The organism is Nitratidesulfovibrio oxamicus (assembly GCF_015731765.1).
GTDB classification, from domain to species: Bacteria; Desulfobacterota; Desulfovibrionia; order Desulfovibrionales; family Desulfovibrionaceae; genus Cupidesulfovibrio; species Cupidesulfovibrio oxamicus.
Genome location: NZ_VRYY01000324.1, coordinates 1 through 2,967 on the forward strand (window position 1 = coordinate 1; position 2,967 = coordinate 2,967).

Here is a 2,967-nt window from a genome sequence, read left to right on the forward strand (position 1 = left end):
CAGCACCACCTTGCGCCCGCCCAGCCACGGAGCCGCCAGCAGGGCCAGCGGAACGCGGGTGGTCTTGCCTGCACCCGGCGGGGCCTGCAACACCGCGCGCATGCCATCGGCCAGCGCCCCGAGCAGGTGAGGCAGCTCGGCATCCACCGGAAGCCGGGGAACGCCGGGCGTGCCCGGCAATGCCGTACCGGTGGCCAGCAGGTGGACAAGCGGATGGATGGCGGGAGCAACGTGGGAATGTGCCCGGGCGTCGGATGAAAAGGATGCGATCATGATTCCGTGGGGGTTCGGGTGGCTGCAAGGACAATACGCGGGCGGACACGCCGCGTGCGGGCACCCGTGCGCAGTCAGGCTATGGAAAAGCGCCCGTGATGGCAACGTACACGCCACAACAAGCCGCGTGGAGTGCTGCGCCGCACGGTCGGAAATATCCGAAGGCCCTCTCCGCATGGCGGCATGCACGGCGTGGCTCCACGCCGCAGCGCAACAACAGTTCCAGCGCCTACTCTTGTGCAACACGCGCCATACTGCACGCCTTGCATCATGCAATGCAAGACAAGTGCAAATTTCTACACATATTATTTTGAAATCAGGAAAGAAATTTTAACCGTGCAGCACCATACACTATACGCATTCCATATCTCATATCATCTTTTATTACGAGATCATTACCATTTTTCCGCGCACATCCTCAACCTGACAAGATATTGATACTTTCAGGTTGACTTTTACAGCAATGAGCGCAGAGAAGGCGCAAACAATCCCTTGCAGGAGGCTGCATAGCATGAAAACCCTGACCAAAGCCCTTCTCGCCGCCCTGTGCGTATCGTTTCTGGCCCTGCCCGCCGTCGGCCAAGCCGCCCCGGTGAAAAAGCCGCAGACCATCGAAGCCCAGCAGGTGCAGAAGAAGAAGGCCAACAAGAAGGTGGCCGTGAAAAAGAAGAACACCAAGCAAACTGCCGCCAAGAAGCAGGTCAAGGTCGCCAAGGCGCCCAAGAAGGCCAACAAGTACTAGAGCCGGAAGCCGGGGCCGGATGTGTTGCCCGGCCCCTTCCGCTTTCATCTGCCCTGACCGTCCCTCCGGGCGCGGTGTGCGCCCGGAGGACGGCATGCGCTTGTCCTTTGTCGGCAAATGGCGCACAATGGTACATTCTCGTCCACCATCGCAGGCCGTCACCGGTCGGGAGGTGCGCCATATGTCCCGCCGCCGCTTCAGCACCCTGAATGAATTCGCGGAATTCCTGAACCGCAAGTGCATGCCCATGCACGAGGCCATCCGCTGCATCGACGACTTCGACGCCCTGCGCGAGGCCGTGGACGCCCTGCGTGCGCGCATGCCCTCCATCGGGTTCTTCTCGCCCTCGCGACGGGTGCAGTGCTTCTACGCCGTGTGCCGCCAACTGGACGCCTTCATCGAAAAGGGGCGCCTGACCATCGACGACGCACTGATGGCGCTGAACATGCTGGGCTTCGAATCGGGCCGGTTCCGCAAGGCGGCGCGCATGTTCCGCCGCCGCTGGGCCCGCCGCCGCGTAGACGACCGGGCCAGCCTGCCCCAGGTCACCCGCTTCTACATGGATGGCATCGGCACCTGCCTGTAGGCTTGCCGACCTGCCTCCCTTCCCTGTCCCGCCACTGCCGCGCCACTTCAGCGCAGCCGGGCGCGCCCCTTCAATCCTGTTGAAGCGCGCGCGGTTCTGTCGTAAGGCAACCCATCACACCGCATGACCAGCCACCCCAGCCGCAGGAGACCAACCCGCATCGCGCCCGCCCGCCGGGCCACGTCGCACAAGGACCACGCATGGCCTCTCCGTACATCCTGACCATCTCCTGCCCCGACCGCATCGGCATCGTGGCCACGGTTTCCACCTTTCTCGCCGTGCAGCGCTGCAATATTCTGGACAGCGCCCAGTTTGGCGACCGCGAAAGCAAGCGCTTCTTCCTGCGCATCCATTTCGAAATGCCCGACGACGGGCCCGGCCGTCCGGAACTGGAGCGGCTGTTCGCAGGCGTGGCCGCCACTTTCGACATGGAATGGCAACTGATCGACGCGGGCAGCACCGCGCGCATCCTGGTGCTGGTTTCGCGCTTCGGGCACTGCCTGAACGACATCATGTTCCGCTGCGAGACGGGCGCGCTGAACGCCACCATCCCGGCCATAGTCTCCAACCACCAGGACTTCCAGCGCATCGCCGAGATGCACGACATCCCCTTCCACTACCTGCCCATTTCCAAGGAAAACAAGGCAGAACAGGAAGGGCGCATCGCCAGGATCATCGAGGAACAATCCATCGACCTTGTGGTGCTGGCCCGGTACATGCAAATCCTTTCGCCGGAATTCTGCGCCCGGTTCAAGGGCCGGGTGATCAACATCCACCACTCCTTCCTGCCCAGCTTCAAGGGGGCCTCGCCCTATCACCAGGCCTTTGCGCGCGGGGTGAAGCTGATCGGCGCCACTGCCCACTACGTAACCGAAAACCTGGACGAAGGCCCGATCATCGAACAGGAAGTGGCGCGGGTGGACCATTCGCACATGCCAGACGACCTGGTGGCCGTGGGCCGCGACGTGGAATGCCTGGCCCTGGCGCGGGCGGTGCGCTTTCACATCGAGCACCGGGTGCTGCTTAACGGCAGCAAGACCGTGGTATTTCGCTAGGGCGAACCGTTTCCGGATCCCCCCTGCACGCAAGACGCCCGGAAGCCTCCGCCTCCGGGCGCCTTGTCGTTCGTCCTTCCGTTCCCATTTCCGGCTCGCGTGAACGCGTGTCCGGCTTCCGTTTGTCCGCCCCTTGCGTCGGGGCGCCAGCGCACGCCGTCTCGCAACGTCCGTGTTTTGTCTTGAAGCTGCAAAGGGCCTGCGCTAGAGTCCCCACCGGACGCACGGCGCGCACTCTTCGTCGCCCTGCCGGGCCGCCCCTCCGACCGCCGGAGGCAGCCCGCGCCCGCGCCCCGCACGGCCTTGTGCCG

At 63.7% G+C, this 2,967-nt stretch carries 4 protein-coding genes; 3 read left to right on the forward strand and 1 reads right to left on the reverse strand.

Annotated features, from left to right (window positions below; all coding sequences use genetic code 11):
• Positions 1–273 (reverse strand): hypothetical protein (locus FVW20_RS11240; RefSeq protein ID WP_231039052.1); only part of this gene is annotated, 273 nt, incomplete at its 3' end.
• 511 nt (positions 274–784) lie between these two features.
• Between FVW20_RS11240 and FVW20_RS11245 the strand changes: the two genes are divergently transcribed.
• The 3 genes from FVW20_RS11245 (at position 785) to purU (ending at position 2,656) form a co-directional block, all read left to right on the forward strand.
• Positions 785–1,015, forward strand: coding sequence for a hypothetical protein (locus FVW20_RS11245; protein ID WP_196609654.1), 231 nt, complete (start codon positions 785–787; stop codon positions 1,013–1,015).
• 181 nt (positions 1,016–1,196) lie between these two features.
• Positions 1,197–1,601, forward strand: coding sequence for a hypothetical protein (locus FVW20_RS11250; protein WP_196609655.1), 405 nt, complete (start codon positions 1,197–1,199; stop codon positions 1,599–1,601).
• Between the two features lie 200 nt (positions 1,602–1,801).
• Positions 1,802–2,656, forward strand: coding sequence for a formyltetrahydrofolate deformylase (gene purU / locus FVW20_RS11255; RefSeq protein WP_196609656.1), 855 nt, complete (start codon positions 1,802–1,804; stop codon positions 2,654–2,656).
• The last annotated feature ends 311 nt before the right edge of the window (positions 2,657–2,967 follow it).

Coding starts and splice junctions, on each gene's coding strand:
- purU (WP_196609656.1), top strand. CDS start 1,802: ATGGCCTCTCCGTACATCCTGACCATCTCCTGCCCCGACCGCATCGGC.
- FVW20_RS11245 (WP_196609654.1), top strand. CDS start 785: ATGAAAACCCTGACCAAAGCCCTTCTCGCCGCCCTGTGCGTATCGTTT.
- FVW20_RS11250 (WP_196609655.1), top strand. CDS start 1,197: ATGTCCCGCCGCCGCTTCAGCACCCTGAATGAATTCGCGGAATTCCTG.